18 protein-coding genes and 1 other annotated feature are annotated in these 18839 nt (G+C 51.0%); of the genes, 6 read left to right on the plus strand and 12 right to left on the minus strand.

The features are described 5' to 3' along the window. Positions 1-305: 305 nt before the first annotated feature. From clpB to rluD, 3 genes are all read right to left on the minus strand, one after another. Complete coding sequence (gene clpB / locus BS640_RS19955) at positions 306-2879, minus strand: ATP-dependent chaperone ClpB (RefSeq protein ID WP_017493581.1); 2574 nt, start codon at positions 2877-2879, stop codon at positions 306-308. 129 nt (positions 2880-3008) lie between these two features. After that, entirely contained in the window at positions 3009-3743 is a 735-nt protein-coding gene (gene yfiH / locus BS640_RS19960; protein ID WP_084913218.1) for a purine nucleoside phosphorylase YfiH, read from the minus strand. Continuing rightward, positions 3743-4720: a 23S rRNA pseudouridine(1911/1915/1917) synthase RluD gene (gene rluD / locus BS640_RS19965; RefSeq protein ID WP_017493583.1), complete on the minus strand. Its 978-nt coding sequence runs from the start codon at positions 4718-4720 to the stop codon at positions 3743-3745. Before rluD ends, yfiH begins: the two co-directional genes overlap by 1 nt. A 129-nt stretch (positions 4721-4849) precedes the next feature. Between rluD and bamD the strand changes: the two genes are divergently transcribed. The 4 genes from bamD (at position 4850) to pheA (ending at position 7899) form a co-directional block, all read left to right on the plus strand. Next, positions 4850-5581, plus strand: a complete 732-nt coding sequence (gene bamD / locus BS640_RS19975; RefSeq protein ID WP_017493584.1) for an outer membrane protein assembly factor BamD — start codon at positions 4850-4852, stop codon at positions 5579-5581. Positions 5582-5869: 288 nt separating this feature from the next. Further along, entirely contained in the window at positions 5870-6208 is a 339-nt protein-coding gene (gene raiA / locus BS640_RS19980; RefSeq protein WP_017493585.1) for a ribosome-associated translation inhibitor RaiA, read from the plus strand. A 193-nt stretch (positions 6209-6401) separates the two neighbouring features. Continuing rightward, positions 6402-6524: a sequence feature (Phe leader region), on the plus strand. Beyond that, positions 6403-6450: a hypothetical protein gene (locus BS640_RS22175; RefSeq protein ID WP_193312005.1), complete on the plus strand. Its 48-nt coding sequence runs from the start codon at positions 6403-6405 to the stop codon at positions 6448-6450. (Overlaps the previous feature by 48 nt.) Positions 6525-6741: 217 nt before the next feature. Further along, positions 6742-7899 carry a bifunctional chorismate mutase/prephenate dehydratase gene (gene pheA / locus BS640_RS19985; protein ID WP_017493586.1) on the plus strand — a complete coding sequence of 386 codons (1158 nt, stop codon included), beginning with the start codon at positions 6742-6744 and terminating at the stop codon, positions 7897-7899. A gap of 85 nt (positions 7900-7984) precedes the next feature. On the opposite strand, the gene tyrA is transcribed toward pheA, so the two are convergent. From tyrA to ffh, 7 genes are all read right to left on the minus strand, one after another. Further along, complete coding sequence (gene tyrA / locus BS640_RS19990) at positions 7985-9106, minus strand: bifunctional chorismate mutase/prephenate dehydrogenase (protein WP_026110762.1); 1122 nt, start codon at positions 9104-9106, stop codon at positions 7985-7987. Positions 9107-9113: 7 nt separating this feature from the next. Next, the gene (locus BS640_RS19995) at positions 9114-10190 is read right to left on the minus strand and encodes a 3-deoxy-7-phosphoheptulonate synthase (protein WP_017493588.1); all 1077 of its coding nucleotides are present in this window, start codon (positions 10188-10190) and stop codon (positions 9114-9116) included. Between the two features lie 365 nt (positions 10191-10555). After that, positions 10556-10918: a 50S ribosomal protein L19 gene (gene rplS / locus BS640_RS20000; RefSeq protein ID WP_017493589.1), complete on the minus strand. Its 363-nt coding sequence runs from the start codon at positions 10916-10918 to the stop codon at positions 10556-10558. A gap of 71 nt (positions 10919-10989) precedes the next feature. After that, the gene (gene trmD, locus BS640_RS20005) at positions 10990-11742 is read right to left on the minus strand and encodes a tRNA (guanosine(37)-N1)-methyltransferase TrmD (protein ID WP_017493590.1); all 753 of its coding nucleotides are present in this window, start codon (positions 11740-11742) and stop codon (positions 10990-10992) included. 64 nt (positions 11743-11806) lie between these two features. Further along, entirely contained in the window at positions 11807-12355 is a 549-nt protein-coding gene (gene rimM / locus BS640_RS20010; protein ID WP_017493591.1) for a ribosome maturation factor RimM, read from the minus strand. Positions 12356-12373: 18 nt separating this feature from the next. Continuing rightward, positions 12374-12622 carry a 30S ribosomal protein S16 gene (gene rpsP / locus BS640_RS20015; protein ID WP_017493592.1) on the minus strand — a complete coding sequence of 83 codons (249 nt, stop codon included), beginning with the start codon at positions 12620-12622 and terminating at the stop codon, positions 12374-12376. A 181-nt stretch (positions 12623-12803) separates the two neighbouring features. Further along, a complete protein-coding gene (ffh, locus tag BS640_RS20020; protein WP_017493593.1) occupies positions 12804-14165 on the minus strand; it encodes a signal recognition particle protein in 1362 nt (453 codons plus the stop codon). A 179-nt stretch (positions 14166-14344) separates the two neighbouring features. Between ffh and BS640_RS20025 the strand changes: the two genes are divergently transcribed. After that, a complete protein-coding gene (locus BS640_RS20025) occupies positions 14345-15136 on the plus strand; it encodes a cytochrome C assembly family protein (RefSeq protein ID WP_017493594.1) in 792 nt (263 codons plus the stop codon). A 45-nt stretch (positions 15137-15181) separates the two neighbouring features. Further along, on the plus strand, positions 15182-16468 hold the full coding sequence (locus BS640_RS20030) for an HlyC/CorC family transporter (protein WP_084913219.1): 1287 nt from the start codon (positions 15182-15184) through the stop codon (positions 16466-16468). 106 nt (positions 16469-16574) lie between these two features. Here the strand turns inward: BS640_RS20030 and luxS are convergent, their stop codons facing one another. Continuing rightward, on the minus strand, positions 16575-17090 hold the full coding sequence (gene luxS, locus BS640_RS20035) for an S-ribosylhomocysteine lyase (RefSeq protein ID WP_026110385.1): 516 nt from the start codon (positions 17088-17090) through the stop codon (positions 16575-16577). Between the two features lie 171 nt (positions 17091-17261). Then, a complete protein-coding gene (gene gshA / locus BS640_RS20040) occupies positions 17262-18824 on the minus strand; it encodes a glutamate--cysteine ligase (RefSeq protein ID WP_017490845.1) in 1563 nt (520 codons plus the stop codon). Positions 18825-18839: the final 15 nt, after the last annotated feature.

Below are 18839 nucleotides of genomic sequence, written 5' to 3' on the forward strand. Positions count from 1 at the left end.
CGTATATTACGCTTTCCTCATTTGATGTCAACCGTTTATTTTCGCGGTCATCATCATTTTTAATTCTTTCCGACTTGTTCACACCGCGTTGCTGCTGCGTTGTTCCCTGTCGATGGAGCGGCATTATAGGGAGTTTCTGAGGAGCCGCAAGCGTTTATTTGAAATTAATTACCAACCGCTCACTAATTCAACAAACCAGCCCTTTTAGGATAATAAAACAACAAAAAAGGGGCCAAATTAAGATTCGGCCCCTTTCATCACGGATTACTCAGCAAGTTTTATTCTGAGTTCACCTTATTATGGCATCACTGTTTAGCAACGATGTGGTCGTTTTCTACATCTATCGTGATCGGTTTACCCGGTATCAGCTTGCCAGAGAGGATTTGCTGAGCCAATGGGTTCTCAATTTCCTGTTGGATGGCACGTTTAAGTGGACGTGCACCATATACAGGGTCAAAACCGCTATTGCCCAACAGCTCCAGCGCCGCATCACTAAGACGAGCACTGTAACCACGCTCTTCCAGACGTTTATACAAACGCTGCAACTGGATTTCGGCGATATGCTTGATATGCGCATGACCCAGTGGGTGGAACACCACGACTTCATCTATACGGTTGATGAACTCAGGGCGGAAGTTGTGTGTAACGACTTCCATGACCGCATCCTTCATCTGCGCATAGGTGGCTTCACCGAAATGCTGCTGAATCACATCTGACCCCAGGTTCGACGTCATGATCACGACCGTATTTCGGAAATCAACGGTGCGTCCCTGTCCATCGGTCAAACGGCCGTCATCTAATACCTGAAGAAGAATGTTAAACACATCAGGGTGTGCCTTCTCAACTTCGTCCAGCAGGATGACGGAATAAGGACGACGACGAACCGCTTCGGTCAGATAGCCGCCCTCTTCATAGCCAACATAGCCTGGAGGTGCACCCACCAGCCGGGAAACGGAGTGTTTCTCCATAAACTCCGACATATCGATACGCACCATCGCGTCATCGCTGTTGAACAGGAAGGTTGCCAGCGCTTTACAAAGCTCGGTTTTACCCACCCCGGTCGGACCGAGGAACAGGAAAGAACCAATCGGACGGTTCGGATCGGATAATCCCGCACGACTACGGCGAATCGCATTGGATACCGCGTCAACCGCTTCATTCTGTCCAATCACGCGATGATGCAGTTCATCTTCCATTCTCAGCAGCTTGTCACGTTCACTTTCAAGCATTCTCGCGACGGGAATACCGGTCCAACGAGCCAGCACATCGGCAATTTCCACATCTGTTACGCGGTTGCGCAGCAGCTTCATGGTTTTACCTTCTGCCTGGGTTGCCGCCGCGAGCTGTTTCTCAAGCTCCGGAATTGTGCCGTACTGCAGTTCTGACATACGGCCCAGGTCACCGACGCGGCGTGCCTGTTCGAGCGTAATTTTTGCCTGCTCAAGTTCGGCCTTGATATTCTGGGTGCCGCTCAGCGACGCTTTCTCGGCTTTCCACTCTTCTTCCAGCTCAGAGTATTCGCGCTCTTTCTGGTCGAGTTCGGTAGTCAGCATCTCAAGGCGTTTGATACTCGCATCGTCAGACTCTTTCTTTAATGCCTGCTGTTCGAGCTTGAGCTGAATGATACGGCGATCCAGTCTGTCGAGGGATTCCGGTTTGGAATCCATCTGCATACGAATACTGGAAGCCGCTTCATCTATAAGGTCGATAGCCTTATCGGGCAGCTGACGATCCGAAATGTAGCGATGAGACAATGTCGCCGCCGCTACGATGGCCGGGTCAGTAATCTGTACATGGTGATGCAGCTCGTAGCGTTCTTTCAAACCACGCAGGATAGCGATGGTATCTTCAACTGAAGGCTCGGCCACAAACACTTTCTGGAAACGACGCTCTAACGCCGCATCTTTTTCTATAAACTGACGATACTCATTGAGCGTTGTAGCACCGACGCAGTGCAGTTCACCTCGCGCCAATGCAGGTTTCAGCATATTACCGGCGTCCATCGCGCCGTCGGCTTTACCTGCACCCACCATGGTGTGCAGCTCATCGATAAACAGAATGACGTTGCCTTCCTGCTTGGCAAGATCACTAAGCACACCTTTCAGACGCTCTTCGAACTCACCGCGGTATTTGGCACCCGCCACCAGCGCGCCCATGTCCAGGGACAATACGCGTTTATTCTTCAGCCCTTCGGGCACTTCACCATTAATAATGCGCTGAGCAAGGCCTTCGGCGATTGCCGTTTTACCCACGCCGGGTTCACCGATTAATACCGGGTTATTTTTGGTACGGCGTTGCAGAACCTGAATGGTGCGACGGATCTCTTCGTCACGACCAATCACCGGGTCCAGCTTGCCTTGTTCGGCGCGCTCAGTCAGATCAATAGTAAATTTCTTTAAAGCCTGACGTGAATCTTCGGCCCCTTGGTCATCCACTTTGTCACCACCTCGCATCTGATCGATAGCCGCGTCAATTTTATCTACGGTAGCGCCACTGGCCTTCAGCAGGTCAGTCAATACGCCACGGTCTTTCAATGCCGCCAGAATAAAGAGTTCTGACGAGATAAATTTATCAGCACGCTGCTGGGATAATTTGTCACATAGATTTAAAACACGAACCAGTTCACTTGATGGTTGAACATCACCACCGGTTCCTTCAACTTGCGGTAAACGCCCCAATGCCTGGTCGACGTCCGTGCGAACTCGCTGAGCATCAATGCCAGCAGAGGTCAGTAAAGGACGGACAGTTCCCCCTTCCTGCGTGAGCAAGGCGCTCATGAGGTGGATAGGTTCGATAAATTGGTTGTCGCGCCCGAGTGCGAGTGACTGGGCATCGGCGAGGGCAAGCTGGAATTTGCTGGTAAGACGATCCAGACGCATAACACCTCCAATATAGAACAAAATTGCTACTGGAGATTAAATGAGGTCATCCCTCACGTTTTCAAGGTTACTTTGTCACTATATTAAGAGTACAGCGTATGCGTTCTTGGATCGTCTTGATTTAGTAGGTTATCTCAGCCAAATCAAAGTTGCCAGCCGTCCGGTGATTCCATCGCGTCGATAAGAGAAAAAATAATCAGTTTCGCTCACCGTGCAGCGGTCTCCGCCGAAAATTTGTTCAACGCCAGAGGCCTGGAGTCTCAAACGGGCAAGTTGATAGAGGTTGGCGAGATATTTTGGCCCAAGCGGTGAAAATGCACCGGCAGCCTTAGGCGTTGAATCGATAAACGCGTCTCTGACTTCTGCACCCACTTCAAACTTGTCAGGGCCGATGGCCGGACCGAGCCAGACCATGATGTCCTGAGGTTTGGCGCGAAACGCCGATAGCGTATTTTCGAGCACGCCCGCGTTCAGCCCCCGCCATCCGGCATGCGCGGCCGCGACTTCGTCCCCTGCCCGATTGCAAAATAGTACCGGTAAACAATCGGCGCTCATTGCCGCACACACCACGCCGGGTTGATCGGTATAAGCCGCATCGGCGCGAATTGACTGATGGGGGGTTGTTTGAGTCAACCGGGCGACGTCCGTTCCATGTACCTGCTCGAGCCAGTGCGGCGCGGCGGGCAAAGAGGCAAGTTCAATCAACCGCTGGCGATTAGTCGCAACGTGCTCCGGGCAATCAGAAACGTGGGAACCGAGATTAAGCGATGCGTAAGGCGGCAAACTGACGCCGCCCTGACGTGTGGTAGAACAGGACCGCACCGAATCCGGTTGCGGCCACTGTGGGAAGATTAAGGCAGGCATTACCAATGCATCTGGTCCTTGAACTCTTCAGTATCAGCCTTCAGCGCGCTAATCAGGTCAACCATGTCCTGTGGCAGTGGTGCATTCCATTCCATTTGAATACCGGTAACCGGATGGAACAGACGCAGCATAGTCGCATGCAGTGCCTGACGGTCGAAAGTACGCAGCTGATTGATGAACTCGTCGGACGCGCCCTTCGGCGGACGTGGGCGGCCACCATAGAGCTGATCGCCGACCAGCGGATGGTTGATGTGCGCCATGTGGACACGAATCTGGTGTGTACGGCCGGTTTCCAGACGCAGACGCAGACGGGTGTGCGCGCGGAAGTGCTCCATAATACGGTAGTGCGTAGTCGCCGGTTTACCCATCGGGTGAACCGCCATATGGGTACGCTTGGTGCTGTGACGAGAAATTGGCTCGTTCACCGTGCCACCTGCAGTCATGTTGCCGATAGCAACGGCTTCATATTCACGGGTAATTTCGCGACGTTGGAGTGCATCAACCAGGTGGGTCTGCGCAGGTACGGTTTTTGCCACAACCATCAGGCCGGTGGTGTCTTTGTCTAGACGGTGAACAATCCCGCAGCGAGGAACGTCAATTATCTCAGGATAATAGTGCAGTAAGGCATTAAGCACGGTACCATCTGGATTACCGGCACCGGGATGAACAACCAGATCACGCGGCTTGTTAATGACTAAAATATCGCTATCTTCGTAAACGATATCAAGCGCAATGTCTTGAGGCAGCCAACGAGCTTCCTCTTCAATTTGTGCATTGATTGCGATAACTTCGCCACCCAACACTTTGTCTTTTGGTTTGGCGACAATTTTGCCATTAACCGTAACCCTTTCATCAAGAATCCAATCTTTTATACGAGATCTTGAATAATCAGGGAACAATTCGGCCAAAGCCTGATCTAATCGTTGACCGAGTTGTGTTTCGGCAACCGTCGCCGTGAGTTCTACTTGTTGTGCCATATGGTGCTCTTGGGTAACCTTGGGTTTTCACGGCGATGCCGTTTAAAATAATGTGCTATTGTAGCTGGTCTTTGTCGGGAGCTTAACGGACAGTCTCCCAGAATAACACCTGAGGATAATCAAAACGTCATGACGCGTGTGAAATATCTGGTGGCAGCAGCCACGTTGAGTCTGGCGCTGGTAGGTTGCTCCAGTTCCAAAGAAGTGGTCCCCGATAACCCGCCAAACGTGCTTTATGCGACCGCCCAGCAAAAGCTGCAGGACGGTAACTTCAAAGGTGCGATTGCGCAACTGGAAGCGTTAGATAACCGCTATCCATTTGGGCCATACTCACAGCAAGTGCAGTTGGATCTGATTTATGCCTATTACAAGTCAGCGGATTTACCGCTTGCTCAGGCGTCTATCGATCGCTTCATGCGTTTGAATCCGACTCATCCAAACATCGACTACGTCATGTATATGCGTGGTCTGACCGATATGGCGTTGGATGATAATGCACTGCAAGGATTCTTTAATGTCGACCGCTCGGACCGTGATCCACAGCATGCACGCGCTGCGTTTCGCGATTTCAGCCAGCTGATCCATTCTTATCCAAACAGTCAGTATGCGACCGATGCCAATAAGCGTCTGGTCTTCCTGAAAGATCGTTTGTCTAAGTATGAGCTATCAGTGGTGCAATACTACACTAAACGCGGGGCTTACGTCGCCGTTGTTAATCGTGTTGAGCAAATGATGAAGGATTATCCGGATACTCAAGCAACGCGTGATGCGCTGCCGCTGATGGAAAATGCTTACAAAGAACTGCAATTGAATAACGAAGCAGACAAAGTTGCCAAAATTATCGCGCAGAACCCTGCCTGATAATTTCTCGACCTGTGTGTTTAAAACGGTGGCTACGGCTGCCGTTTTTTTTACCTGTTTTTTGGTTTGAAGATGAGCAATCAATCTAGAATCCCACCCATTTATCTCTTTGATAATGCGGTATTACGTACTAAGACTCAACCCCCTTTCGCCACAAAATTAGCGCAAATCACAATTTAGCCTGCCTTGACAAAAAGTGACGAAAAAGTGTGACGCAGATCACACATTTAGTCTCAAAGGACGGTATGCTGGACCTACCAAGACGGAAAGACAGAGAGGTAAGTTAATATGATCGTAAACATTACCAGCAAACAAATGGACATCACTACAGCGATTCGGGAGCACGTCGAAGACCGTCTAAAAAAACTGGAAAAATGGCAGACTCAGTTAATTAATCCACACATTGTTCTTTCTAAGGAGCCGCACGGGTTCGTCGCAGATGCCACAATTGGCACCGCCAATGGCCCTCTGGTAGCAAGCGCGTCACATGATGATATGTATGCAGCAGTGAATGAGCTGATTGCGAAACTTGAGCGCCAGTTGAACAAGGTTCAACATAAAGGTGAGGCTCGCAGAGCCGAAGGTAGCGTTAAGGATATTATCCTACAGCCCACTGTAGAGGAGTAGCCCCTCCAGCACTGCACGGTCTGGGTTTTAAAGAACTTAAATGACCACCACCAACGCGCCCATTCGGGCGCGTTTGCGTTTTAGCCAATATTCGCCCCGCAGAGTAATAGCAGTGCAAACGGCAAATGTTATTGACAGGGGGAAAAGCCAGAGGTTACCTTAAAGGCACACAAACCATGAGTAACTATTCGACTATGACCATCAAACCGTTTTTCTTCGCATTCTTTTTTACCTTCCCCTGACTGGGAGGCGTTTCGTCGTATAAGAAAGAATGCGAAGACGAACAGAAAGCCTCCCAAAGGGAGGCTTTTTTTATACCTGTTTATTTATAACTGTAATAACCGTCGTATATAAAGCTGCACCGGCGTTACCTGTTCTCGTTGGCACGAATCACCGATCGACTTCAGCTCAACGGAACTTGCTCACAGGCGGGCTTGATGCAACTTCAATGACGATAACCTCAAGAATTTTTGGCTTAGAATATTCCTGAACGCCACCCGTCTTCAGGACAGACAATTAAAAAGGCATAACCGATGAGTGAAACCCCGTTACTTGACCTGCGTGAGCGTATCAGCGCACTGGACGTTAAATTACTTGCCCTGCTGGCAGAGAGACGCGGCTTAGCCGTTGAAGTCGCCCAAACCAAGATGCACACCCACCGCCCTATCCGCGACATCGAGCGTGAGCGTGAGCTGCTAAACCGACTGATTATCGAAGGTAAAAAGCATGACCTTGACGGCCATTACATCACGCGGGTATACCAGCTTATCATCGAAGACTCCGTACTCACCCAGCAAGCTCTGCTCCAGCAGCATTTGAACAAGACCGCATCAGGCTCCGCGCGTATCGCCTTCCTGGGTCCTAAAGGTTCTTACTCTCACCTCGCCGCTCGCCAATACGCTGCTCGCCATTTTGATCAGTTCATCGAATGCGGGTGTCTCAAGTTTCAGGATATTTTCACGCAGGTTGAGACTGGCCAGGCCGAGTACGCAGTATTGCCAATCGAGAACACCAGCTCCGGCTCTATCAATGACGTTTATGACCTGCTGCAACACACCAGTCTGTCTATCGTGGGTGAACTGACCAACGTCATCGACCACTGCGTTCTGGTTGCGGCCGAAACAGACATGTCAAAAATCGAGACGGTCTACAGTCATCCGCAACCGTTCCAGCAGTGCAGCCAATTCATCAGCCGCTATCCACAGTGGAAAATCGAGTACTGTGAAAGTACCGCCGCCGCAATGGAGAAAGTTGCAGCCTCCAAGTCACCTAACGTGGCTGCACTCGGCAGTGAAGCTGGCGGTGCGTTATATGGTTTACAGGTTCTGGAACACAATCTCGCTAACCAGAAGCAAAATATTACCCGCTTTATCGTGCTGGCAAGAAAGGCTATCGACGTTACCGAACAGGTTCCAGCGAAAACGACGCTTATTATGGCGACCGGCCAGCAGTCCGGTGCGCTGGTTGATGCACTGATGGTGTTCCGCGAGCAGGGTATTATCATGAGCAAGCTGGAATCTCGCCCAATCAACGGTAACCCTTGGGAAGAGATGTTTTATGTCGATGTTCAGGCCAATCTGCGCTCTGAAGAGATGCAAACTGCACTGAAAAATCTAACCCCGATCACCCGTTCACTTAAGGTACTCGGTTGTTACCCAAGTGAAAACGTTGTGGCGGTTAATCCGGAATAAGCCTCGCAAAAAGGCGCTTAGCTGCAGTAAAAAAGGCCAGTACGGAGAACCGACTGGCCTTTTTTCTATTCGATGAAATCGACTATCAGCGACGGATGTCGTTCGCCTGTCGCAGCAGCGAGCCACTCTCTTTCAGGAAACGCGGCGCATAATCGCCAAACCAGTCTTCGACCAGTCTGAACTTATCAATAAACGCCTGCTTGTCACCGCTTTCGAGCAATGCCATCGCCTCGCCGAACCGCTTATAGTAGCGCTTGATCAAGGCGATATTATTCTCTGAGGACATGATGATGTCAGCGTACAGCTGCGGATCCTGGGCAAACAGACGCCCAACCATCGCCAGCTCGAGGCGATAGATTGGCGATGAAAGCGCCAGCAGTTGTTCAATCTCTACGTTCTCTTCCGACAGGTGCATCCCATAGGCAAAGGTGGCGAAATGGCGCAGCGCCTGAACAAAAGACATGTTCTGATCGTGTTCGACCGCGCTGATTTTATGCAGCCGTGCGCCCCACACCTGAAGCTGTTCAAGCAGCCATTGATAGGCTTCCGGCTCACGACCATCGCAGTACACCACAACCTGTTTAGCCAGGCTAGCCACGTCTGGACCAAACATCGGGTGGAGCCCGACGACCGGACCCTCATGCGCGGCCAACATTGCCTGCAACGGTTTATTCTTAATAGACGCCAGATCAACCAGAATACAGTCATCCGGCAGCTTCGGCAGACGACCAATCACCTCTTCGGTCAAATGAATCGGCACGCTGACGATAACCATGCCCGCATCGGCAAGCATCGATTCGGCCTGTGGCCAGTCTTCCTGCTCCAGCGATTTCACCTGATATCCGGACAGTTCCAGCATACGGGTAAATAGACGGCCCATCTGACCTTTACCGCCAACAATGACGACCGGACGCAGATTCGGATGCAGTGTCTTGAAGCCTTTATCATTTTCACTGGAATAGGACTCACGCATCACGCGGCGCAGGACATCTTCAATCAGATCGGCGGGAACGCCCAAATTGACCGCTTCCTGCCGGCGCGAGGCCAGCATCGCGGCTTCGCGCTCGGGGACATAAATCGGCAAGCCATAACGGCTCTTCACTTCGCCGACTTCTGCCACCAGGTGCAAACGTCTCGCTAAAAGATCCAACAGCGCTTTATCGACCTCATCGATCTGGTCACGTAATGCATTAAGTTCGGCCACCATAAAACGTTTATTCTCCTGAAATTCGTGCTGCCAGCGCGTCGCCGAGTTCATGATGCATGTTACGCAGCAGGGCCTCGGTGGTTTCCCAGTTAATGCAGGCGTCAGTCACCGATACGCCGTAGCGCATGTCTGAACGCGGCTGCTCTGAAGATTGATTGCCTTCGTTAAGATGGCTTTCAAGCATCAATCCGGTAATTGAACGGTTACCGGCTTTAATCTGGCTGATGGCCGATTCGGCAACCAGCGGCTGGCGGCGATAGTCTTTATTTGAATTGCCATGGCTGCAATCTATCATCAAGGAAGGACGGAGTCCCGCACCCTGCATCTGTTTTTCACAGTCCATGACATCTTCTGCGCTATAGTTGGGGGTTTTGCCACCGCGCAGAATAACGTGTCCGTCTGGATTTCCCTGAGTCTGCAGCAGGCAAACCTGCCCCGCCTGGTTGATCCCCACAAAACGGTGAGGCATTGCAGCGGCGCGCATAGCGTTGATGGCGGTGCCGAGGCTACCGTCAGTCCCATTTTTAAAGCCCACCGGCATCGACAGGCCCGAGGCCATCTCGCGGTGAGTCTGCGATTCGGTGGTACGTGCGCCGATAGCAGACCAGCTGAACAGGTCGCCAAGGTATTGCGGACTGTTCGGGTCTAACGCTTCGGTCGCGATTGGCAGACCCATAGTGACCAGTTGCAGCAAGAGATTACGCGCGATGTGCAAACCTGCTTCAACATCGAAGGTACCGTCCATGTGTGGGTCGTTGATAAGCCCTTTCCAGCCCACGGTAGTACGCGGCTTTTCAAAGTAGACACGCATCACGATGTACAGACGATCGCTCAGCTCTTCGGACAGGGTTTTCAAGTGACGCGCGTAATCTATTGCAGCATCGAGGTCGTGAACAGAGCATGGACCACAGACAATGAGCAGGCGCGGATCGCGGCCGTGGATGATATCTGCGATCGTCTGACGAGACTGCTCGATACTGGTTTGATTTTCTACGCTCAGAGGGAATTTGTTTTTCAGCTCTTCAGGCGTAATCAGAATCTGTTCCGCACTGATGTGCACGTTGTTCAAGGCGTCTTTTTGCATGATGGTTACTCGCGATAAATTTTGAATTTTTTGCTGTGTATCAGCACTGCGGACAACGATAACACAGGCTGTAAACTTTTCAAACCCAGAGTGTAAACTTAAAATTACCAATCACACTACAAACCCCACGCCAGTTTACAGACGTCAAAAAATTGCATAAAAACCATATATTACAGCAATTAAACAATCAATTACGCCTTTAAAAACAGGCTAAAACCCTCAACATTTCACGCTATGTGTAAACTTAAAATTACAAAACATGTTTATGCGGCACAAATCTTCCGCTGATTTATTCACTTTTTACTTTTCTTGAGGCGAAAAAAAACGGCCCGCTAAGCGGGCCGTTTATATAACACTTGAGAATGTTATCGTGCGTTAACGCGGTTAAGACGCTCTTTGATACGCGCTGATTTACCGGTACGCTCACGCAGGTAGTACAGTTTCGCTTGACGAACTTCACCACGACGTTTAACAGTGATGCTGTCAATAACAGGTGAGTGAGTCTGGAACACACGCTCAACACCTTCGCCGTTAGAAATTTTACGAACAGTGAATGCAGAGTGCAGACCGCGGTTACGGATAGCGATAACCACGCCCTCGAATGCCTGCAGACGCTTCTTGCTTCCTTCAACAACCCATACTTTCACTTCGACCGAGTCACCTGGACGGAATGAAGGTACGTCTTGCTTCAGCTGCTCTTGTTCGATTTGCTTAATGATATTGCTCATAATATATCTCTTACCCTAGGTAAACTGATAGTTCGGGAAATGCCTGGAGCTATTGCTCAAACATACCCTTATTAGTCTTGTTGACTGATTCGATGTTCCCGTTGGAACTCTTTCAGCAACACCTCTTGCTCGTCAGTCAGAGCTAGGTTTTCCAGAAGTTCAGGTCTTCTAAGCCAGGTACGACCCAGCGACTGCTTCAAACGCCAGCGACGTATTTCTGCATGATTTCCCGACAGTAAAACCGGCGGTACTTCCATGCCTTCCAACACTTCCGGGCGGGTATAATGAGGACAGTCCAGTAATCCATCGGCAAAAGAATCTTCTTCTGCCGAAGCATGATGACCCAGCACACCCGGTATAAAGCGGGATACTGAATCAATCAACGTCATAGCTGGGAGCTCCCCACCGCTAAGAACATAATCACCGATTGACCATTCTTCATCAATTTCGGTTTTGATTACGCGCTCATCGATCCCTTCATAGCGACCACATACCAGAACAAGTTTCTGGTGAGCCGCCAGTTCGCAAACGCCTTGCTGATCAAGTTTGCGACCCTGTGGTGAAAGATAAATCACCTTAACGCCTTCGCCTGCCGCTGCTTTAGCTGTATGAATCGCTTCCCGTAAAGGTTGCACCATCATCAGCATTCCCGGGCCGCCGCCGTAAGGGCGTTCGTCCACGGTGCGATGCCGATCGTAGGCGAAGTCACGAGGACTCCAGCACTCTACGCTCAGCAGGCCATTCTTAACTGCCCGGCCAGTCACTCCGTAATCGGTGATTGCGCGAAACATCTCAGGGAAAAGGCTAACTATACCAATCCACATAGCCTAATCCTCATAACGACATTCCACTCAGCCTTCGTTTCTACGCAAGTAGACATTACGGAGGTCAAAAACCAGGATCCCAATCTACTTCAATGATGCGAGTAGTGAGATCGACTTTCTTGATAACCTGCCCATCGAGGAACGGAATCAACCGTTCCTTGATGCCAAATGCATCTTTCAGGTTTGCTTTAACTACCATGACATCGTTAGAACCGGTTTCCATCATATCGATGATTTTACCCAGTTCGTAACCGGTGGATGTTACTACTTGGCAACCGAAAAGGTCTTTCCAGTAATAATCACCCTCGCCGAGGTCTGGCAGCTGGCTTGAATCTACGACAATCTCGCGATTGGTCAATAGGTTAGCCGCATCCCGATCGTCAACGCCTTTGACTTTGATGATCAGGTCCTGATTGTGGCGCTTCCAGCTTTCCAGCTCTACCGCTTGCCACTTACCTGCCTGCTGGATAAACCACGGCTGGTATTCGAAAATGCTTTCGGCGTCTTCGGTGGATGAAAACACTCTGAGCCAACCGCGAATACCGTAAGTTGAGCCCATTTTACCGAGAACAATCGGTTCTTCGGGCGCCACTGGATTGAGTTGCTTGCTCATTGCCACCACCGCGACAGATTAAGCTGCTTTCTTAGCGTCTTTGATCAGCGAAGCTACGCGATCAGAAACGGTTGCACCCAGATCTTGCCAATGAGCAATACGATCCAGGTCCAGACGCAGTGCTTCAGCCTGGCCAGAAGCCAATGGGTTGAAGAAGCCTACGCGCTCGATGAAGCGACCATCACGAGCATTGCGGCTGTCGGTCACTACTACTTGATAGAACGGACGCTTTTTTGCGCCGCCACGTGCCAAACGAATTGTTACCATAACATCCTCTTTAGTGAATAAAACAACCAGACCCCATCGGGGAACGGGGTCTGGTTGCTATATAAAAAGCCCGAAAATTTTACTCATTTTGGCGCAAAAAGCAATCGAAAGCGTCGATAACCTCAAACTACTTTTGGCCAGCAGCTAATTAGCGGTACTTATTATCATGTTGAACAGCGTCTTATCGGCCAGGGAAACCGGGTGGCATCATACCTTTCATGCCACGCAGCATTTTAGCCATGCCACCGTTCTTCATTTTCTTCATCATGCGCTGCATGTCGTCGAACTGCTTGAGCAGTCGGTTAACGTCTTGCACCTGCATACCGGCACCCAGCGCGATACGGCGCTTGCGGGAACCCTTGATAATCTCTGGCTTGGCGCGCTCTTTAATAGTCATCGAGTTAATGATGGCTTCCATGCGCACCAGCACTTTGTCGTCCATTTGCGACTTGACGTTGTCAGGCAGTTGACCCACGCCCGGCAGCTTGCTCATCATGCTGGCCATGCCACCCATGTTACGCATCTGCTTCAGCTGGTCGAGGAAATCGGTGAGGTCGAAACCGTCGCCCTTTTTCATCTTGTTGGCCAGCTTCTCGGCCTGGGCACGGTCTACCTTGCTTTCGATATCTTCGATCAGGGAAAGCACGTCGCCCATTCCCAGAATACGTGAAGCAACGCGGTCCGGATGGAAAGGCTCGAGGGCATCGGTTTTTTCACCCATACCCAGGAATTTAATCGGTTTGCCTGTGATGTGACGAATAGACAGCGCCGCACCACCGCGCGCATCACCGTCTACCTTGGTCAGGATAACACCGGTCAATGGCAGCGCTTCGTTGAAGGCTTTTGCGGTATTGGCGGCATCCTGACCGGTCATGGCATCGACCACGAACAGGGTTTCCACCGGCTTGATGGCCGCATGGACCTGTTTGATTTCGTCCATCATCGCTTCGTCAACGTGCAAACGACCGGCGGTATCCACCAGCAGCACGTCAAAGAACTTCAGCTTGGCATGCTGAAGTGCAGCATTAACGATGTCGATAGGTTTCTGGCTGACGTCGGAGGAGAAGAACTCAACCCCAACCTGCTCGGCCAGCGTTTCAAGCTGTTTGATCGCCGCAGGGCGATAAACGTCGGCAGAAACGACCAGCACTTTTTTCTTGCGCTTTTCTTTCAGGAATTTTGCGAGCTTAGCGACGCTGGTCGTTTTACCCGCACCCTGCAGACCGGCCATCAGCACCACAGCCGGTGGCTGCGCGGCAAGATTCAGCTCGGAGTTCGCTTCGCCCATTGCTGTTTCCAGCTCTTTCTGGACGATCTTTATAAACTCCTGCCCCGGTGTCAGGCTTTTGTTGACTTCGGTGCCAACGGCCGCTTCTTTCACACGGTTGATGAAGTCACGCACTACCGGTAAAGCAACGTCTGCCTCCAGCAATGCCATACGCACTTCACGCAGGGTTTCTTTAACATTTTCTTCGGTCAGCCGCCCACGGCCGCTGATATTGCGCAGTGTGCGCGACAATCGATCGGTTAAATTATCAAACATCGTCTCTTGCTCAACGTAATGACAGGCCGCCTTTGCGACACAATTGCGGGATTATAACACGAGAAGTCCGCACAATCTCTGCCCGATATATAAAGGTAAAAACAGGAAGGTTGTTGGAGCACGACGCCGGGGACGCTATACTGGCTTTCTCATTCATTTTTCGACGCAAATGACACAATATGCCAGCTTTAGCTCTTGTCGCCATGATCGCCTATTTGTTAAGCCTTTCACTGATCATTCCCAGCCTGATCCGCAAGAATGGCACCTATCGGCGCATAGCGTTACTTTCGGCTTTCGTTGCCCTGATTTGTCACGCCATTACGCTCGAACAGCGGGTATTTGACGTCAGCACTGGGCAAAACCTGAGTCTGGTCAATATCGGCTCTATCGTCAGCCTGATCATTTGCACCGTCATGACCGTGGCCGCCTCGCGCAGCCGCGGGTGGTTTATTTTGCCGATTGTCTACTGCTTTGCGTTAATCAATCTGGCCCTGGTTGCCTTCCTGCCAGGCGAATTTATCACTCACCTTGAGGCCAGCAAAGGCCTGCTGGTGCACATCGGATTAGCGCTTTTCTCTTACGCAACGCTGATTATCGCCGCGCTTTATGCGCTGCAACTGGCGTGGCTCGATTACCAGCTCAAGAACAAGAAACTGAGTTTCTCAGCCGACATGCCGCCGCTGATGAGCATCGAGCGCAAACTGTTCCATATCACACAGGGCGGGGTAATCCTGCTGACCCTAACGCTTTGCACAGGCCTGTTATATATGGAGAATCTCTTCAGCCGCGAAAACATCGACAAAGCGGTGCTGTCTATTCTGGCCTGGCTGGTTTACATCGTTCTGCTGTGGGGACACTATCACGAAGGCTGGCGTGGCCGTCGCGTGGTATGGTTTAGCATGGCAGGTGCCATTTTGCTGACGCTTGCCTATTTCGGCAGCCGCCTTATTCAGCAGCTCACGGTCCATTAATCGTTATTCGTAACTATTAATCTATAAATAAATAAGGAATTACCGTTGGAGCACGTCTCTACAACTACCCTCATTATCATCCTGGTTGTCATGGTGGTAGTTTCCGGCTATTTTTCGGCTTCCGAAACCGGAATGATGACCCTCAATCGCTACCGTTTACGCCATCTTTCCAAGCAGGGCAACCGCGCCGCGCGCCGCGTGGAGAAACTTCTCAAGCGTCCCGATCAGCTCATCAGCCTGGTACTGATTGGCAACAACCTGGTCAATATTCTGGCCTCTGCGCTGGCGACTATCGTGGGGATGCGCCTCTACGGCGATGCCGGTGTGGCGATTGCCACCGGTGTGCTGACCTTCGTGGTACTGCTGTTCGCTGAAGTCCTGCCAAAGACCTATGCGGCGCTTCACCCGGAGCGCGTCGCCTTCCCAAGCAGCCTGCTGCTGCGTCCGCTTCAGACCATCATGCTGCCGCTGGTCTGGCTGCTCAACAGTCTCTCGAAGGTTCTGATGCGCATGTTTGGTATCAAAACCAACGTTGGCATTAGCGATGCAGTCAGCAAGGAAGAGTTACGCACCATCGTGAACGAGTCACGCTCACAGATTTCCCGCCGCAATCAGGACATGCTGCTGTCGGTGCTGGACCTGGAAAAGGTCTCGGTCGATGACATAATGGTGCCGCGTAACGAAATCGTCGGCATTGATATCAACGATGACTGGAAGTCAATTATTCGCCAGCTGACCCACTCGCCGCACGGTCGTATCGTGCTTTACCGCGACTCTCTCGACGACTCAATCGGCATGCTGCGACTACGCGAAGCCTATCGACTGATGACCGAAAAGCGTGAGTTCAACAAAGAGAACCTGCTGCGCGCCGCCGACGAGATTTACTACATCCCGGAAGGCACCCCGCTGAATATTCAGCTGGTCAAGTTCCAGCGCAACAAGAAGAAAGTCGGCATCGTGGTCGATGAGTATGGCGATATTCAGGGGCTGGTCACGGTTGAGGATATCCTCGAAGAGATAGTGGGTGACTTCACGACCTCGATGTCGCCAACGCTTGCAGAAGAAGTGACCCCGCAGAGTGACGGCACCGTGCTGATTGAAGGTAGCGCCAACGTACGTGAGCTGAACAAGGCCTTCAACTGGAATCTTCCAACCGAAGGGCCGCGTACCATCAACGGGATGCTGCTCGAGGTGCTGGAAGATATTCCAAAAGCCGGAACCAGCCTGCGTATCGAGAGCTATGAGGTCGAGATCCTCGACGTACAGGACAACATGATCAAACAGGTCAAGGTCCGACCGTTGAAGACGCTGCGCAGCAGCACCGAACACTAATTCCTTCGCGGATCCTATTCTGCGGGTAATAAAAAAGACGCGATCAATATCGCGTCTTTTTTTATGCTTTTAAACCGCAGGAATGCAGCGATTCAATGCTGAACGACTAGATGTGCAGTTCGGTCAGCTTCTCTGGTGGCAGCGCCAGTTCGTCGTTGTGGTTGATACCGATTTCGCTATCAACGATGTGCTGAGCGATTTCCTGTGCTTCTTTCAGCGAGTGCATGTTGCAGGTACCGCACTGATAAATGTTCAGCTCAGGGATCTGGTTCTGATCTTTAACCTTCAGGATATCGGCCATTGCCGCTTTCCATGAGTCAGCAACCCGCTTTTCGTCCGGTAACCCAATCAGGCTCATGTAGAAACCTGTGCGGCAACCCATCGGAGAAATATCGATAATTTCGACGCCGTTACCATTCAGGTGGTTACGCATAAAACCAGCGAACAGGTGCTCCAAAGTATGGGTACCACGTTCGGTCATCACTTCAATATTCGGGCGGCAGAAACGCAGATCGAATACGGTAATGGTGTCCCCACTTGGGGTTTTCATGGTCTTAGCGACGCGAACAGCAGGGGCTGCCATTCGTGTATGGTCTACCGTAAAGCTATCCAACAGTGGCATATCGTCACCTCTCCTAAAAAAATTTATTTTTTTATCGAACTCAGGAAACCTTTTCCCATATCACGAGTCTGAATATATGAAAGACGCGCATTTGTTATCATCATCCCTGTAAACAGAGATGTTTGTTTTGGCCACATTGATTGTGGCCTTTTTCTTTTGTGGCTTCCTGCCTCAGTTTCCAGCAAGTGTCGCCAGGTACTCTTCAAAGCTTAGCTTATCATTCGCTTCAAGGTCGCGCTGACGCAGCCTGGAAGCCTCGCTCTCTTGCGCCAGCTCCTGCTCGCTCAACACCTCAAGAGGCTCATCAAGCAGCATCTGACGATATTTATCCGCCCACTTAACGCCGAGATTACCCTGCCCTTCGGCCTTCATCTCTTTCAGGATACGTGCAGAATAGGTCAGTTCCGGATTATCGAAGGCGGCAACCAGTTCACGGCACACGTCTTGATACTCGCGATTTCCATTCTGGCTATCCAGCACTTCAGCAACGCGCGCCAGATCGGCGAACAGTGATTTACCGACTTTATCTAACGGCTGCCTGACATCATCACAACCAATACCAATCGTCTGCCCCGGCTTGCGTCCTTCCAGAATTACGCGATTCCAGTTTTGACGCGTACAGCGAATCTCATCGCTGTTCATTTCCGGCGCATCGGCTAATGCACACCATATCAAAAATAGATCGAGGAAACGTGCCTGAGAGGCATCAATACCGATCGGGGTGAATGGGTTAATGTCGAGGGATCGCACCTCAACGTATTGGATCCCACTACGCCGCAGTGCATCTGAAGGAGTTTCGCCTGATTTAGTGACACGCTTAGGACGGATAGGAGCATAAAGCTCGTTCTCAATCTGTAACACATTGGTGTTTAACTGGAGATATTTTCCCTCTTTTTTCAGGCCAATTGCCGCGTATTCATCCCACGGAGTACGGGTTGCGCGTTTAACACCGGCGATGTAAGTCTCGAGGTCATTAAAGGTAATGCCCAGATTACTTTGAGATTTACTGGTGTATCCCAAGTCACTTAAGCGCAGTGAAGTGGCATAAGGAAGATAGCACAGCCCGTTTTCGGTGTACTCAAACGGCAAGTTCGTTTCTCGGCCCTTGATGAAGGAAGAGCAAATTGCCGGCGACGCCCCAAACAGATAAGGGATAACCCAGCCGAAACGATAATAGTTGCGAATGACATTCAAATAACCGGCGGAGATAGCGTCCTTACCACTCTCGGCATCGCTGATGCCCAGACGCGTTTGCCAGAACTCGAGAGGCAAAGAGAAGTTGTAGTGAATACCGGAAATGGTCTGCATCAGCGCACCGTAGCGGCTTTTCAGCCCCTGACGATACAGGGTTTTCAGCTTGCCGATGTTCGACGTGCCGTACTGCGCCAGCTCGATGTCTGCGGCCGAATCAATGAAGCAAGGCATGCTGAACGGCCACATTCTTTCGTCGCCCAGTTCTCTTGCAACATGGCGATGAATATCACGCAGCACCTGCAAAGTATGCTCAACACTGTCATCAACCGGGGTAATAAATTCTAGAAGAGCCTCGGCAAAATCGGTAGTGATCAAATTATGCGTCAATGCCGAACCTAAAGATTCAGGGTGACCCGTCGTTGCCAGCGCGCCATTTGGGTTAACGCGCAAGGTCTCGCGCTCAATCCCCCGACAAATACCTTTTACTGCTTGGGGATGGGCTTCCAACCAGGAAAGCGCCTTTGATACGTCCGGGATCAAATTGACCTCCCGCTG

Origin of the sequence: Rouxiella badensis, from assembly GCF_002093665.1 — a bacterium.
Classification (GTDB): domain Bacteria; phylum Pseudomonadota; class Gammaproteobacteria; order Enterobacterales; family Enterobacteriaceae; genus Rouxiella; species Rouxiella badensis.

Excerpts from the sequence above, each read along its gene's own strand:
- clpB (WP_017493581.1), bottom strand. The coding sequence starts at position 2,879 with ATGCGTCTGGATCGTCTTACCAGCAAATTCCAGCTTGCCCTCGCCGAT.
- yfiH (WP_084913218.1), bottom strand. The coding sequence starts at position 3,743 with ATGCCTGCCTTAATCTTCCCACAGTGGCCGCAACCGGATTCGGTGCGG.
- rluD (WP_017493583.1), bottom strand. The coding sequence starts at position 4,720 with ATGGCACAACAAGTAGAACTCACGGCGACGGTTGCCGAAACACAACTC.
- bamD (WP_017493584.1), top strand. The coding sequence starts at position 4,850 with ATGACGCGTGTGAAATATCTGGTGGCAGCAGCCACGTTGAGTCTGGCG.
- raiA (WP_017493585.1), top strand. The coding sequence starts at position 5,870 with ATGATCGTAAACATTACCAGCAAACAAATGGACATCACTACAGCGATT.
- pheA (WP_017493586.1), top strand. The coding sequence starts at position 6,742 with ATGAGTGAAACCCCGTTACTTGACCTGCGTGAGCGTATCAGCGCACTG.
- tyrA (WP_026110762.1), bottom strand. The coding sequence starts at position 9,106 with ATGGTGGCCGAACTTAATGCATTACGTGACCAGATCGATGAGGTCGAT.
- BS640_RS19995 (WP_017493588.1), bottom strand. The coding sequence starts at position 10,190 with ATGCAAAAAGACGCCTTGAACAACGTGCACATCAGTGCGGAACAGATT.
- rplS (WP_017493589.1), bottom strand. The coding sequence starts at position 10,918 with ATGAGCAATATCATTAAGCAAATCGAACAAGAGCAGCTGAAGCAAGAC.
- trmD (WP_017493590.1), bottom strand. The coding sequence starts at position 11,742 with ATGTGGATTGGTATAGTTAGCCTTTTCCCTGAGATGTTTCGCGCAATC.
- rimM (WP_017493591.1), bottom strand. The coding sequence starts at position 12,355 with ATGAGCAAGCAACTCAATCCAGTGGCGCCCGAAGAACCGATTGTTCTC.
- rpsP (WP_017493592.1), bottom strand. The coding sequence starts at position 12,622 with ATGGTAACAATTCGTTTGGCACGTGGCGGCGCAAAAAAGCGTCCGTTC.
- ffh (WP_017493593.1), bottom strand. The coding sequence starts at position 14,165 with ATGTTTGATAATTTAACCGATCGATTGTCGCGCACACTGCGCAATATC.
- BS640_RS20025 (WP_017493594.1), top strand. The coding sequence starts at position 14,345 with ATGCCAGCTTTAGCTCTTGTCGCCATGATCGCCTATTTGTTAAGCCTT.
- luxS (WP_026110385.1), bottom strand. The coding sequence starts at position 17,090 with ATGCCACTGTTGGATAGCTTTACGGTAGACCATACACGAATGGCAGCC.